Raw genomic sequence first — 1,154 nt, 5'->3', positions numbered from 1 at the left:
GAATTGCGCAAAGTTAATAAAAAAAAGGTAATCTCTGAAAGAATTACCTTTTTTTATATGTGAATCAGTTTATTCTCGTTCCTTTAGAAAGTTACACGTAGACCTAATTGCATGTGCCAACGACTTGTGAAGTCACTGAGGTCAAGGCGAGGTGCACCATAGATAAATGATGGAGTCATCTTTCCTGCAACCTTCTTCACATCCTGTACGGTGATAACTGGCACGTTGTAAGTGCTTGCGTAGTATTCACCCCAGTGCTTGTTGATAAGATTTCCTACATTGAGAATATCGAATACGAGGCTGACTTTGCTTCCACGTGTTCTGTCATAGAAGAAGTCCTGTGCAAAATGGAAGTCAAAATGATTCTCCCAAGGTGCTATATTGCTGTTTCTCTTTGCATATTGACCACGATGATTCTTTGCATATTTGTCGTTTTCAATCCACTCTTCGAAGTTCTTACGACTTTCTGCAGCTGTCATTTTGATGTGATGTGTTGTGCGATCAACATTATCAACGAAGTTCATATTCTGCAATTCTTCTTTCGTTGGGATATAAAGAAGAGTGTTTCCTTTTGCATATTCGCCATTGAATGAAGCACTTGCATTATCATTCATTGTGAGACTGTAACGCTGTCCGCTGTTTCCATTGTAGGTAAGTGTTACATGGCTCTGCCAACGACCATTGCCATAACGCTTAGTGTTGTAGGCAGCTTGGAACATTAGTCGGTGAGGCATGTCGAACATTGAATAAGAAACTTCTGCCTTATTAGGATCTACACAATAATAATACTTCCAGTTTGACATCGCAACAGATGAAGTTCCATCATTAACAGAATAGGAATGGCCGAAAGTATAGCTTGCCATAAGGTCGAGACCGAAATCAAAGCTCTTTTCAAACTTAGCACTCAAACTATAACTATGACCACGATTAATGTTCTTCAAGTTAATAACTGAATTAGCATAGTACTTTCCTGTTGTGCCATTAAGAGTGTAAGTATCGTTTTGATTACTCTTATAATAGGTGGTCTTTGAAGCTTCAACGCCATCAACTGCATAGATATCGCCATTTGGCTGAAGTGCAATGTTGTTGAACCAAACAGCGTTCAACTGACGAGAATAAAGAGCTTCGAGAGTCATCTTAACGCCATAAGGTAG

1 pseudogene is annotated in these 1,154 nt (G+C 39.3%); it reads right to left on the bottom strand.

The features are described from left to right. Positions 1-83 precede the first annotated feature (83 nt). Positions 84-1,154, bottom strand: a pseudogene (locus tag HMPREF9420_RS14335) (TonB-dependent receptor); the annotation flags it as partial.

It is taken from the genome of Segatella salivae DSM 15606 (assembly GCF_000185845.1).
Classification (GTDB): Bacteria; Bacteroidota; Bacteroidia; order Bacteroidales; family Bacteroidaceae; genus Prevotella; species Prevotella salivae.
This window is presented reverse-complemented; position numbering and strand designations above follow the sequence as displayed.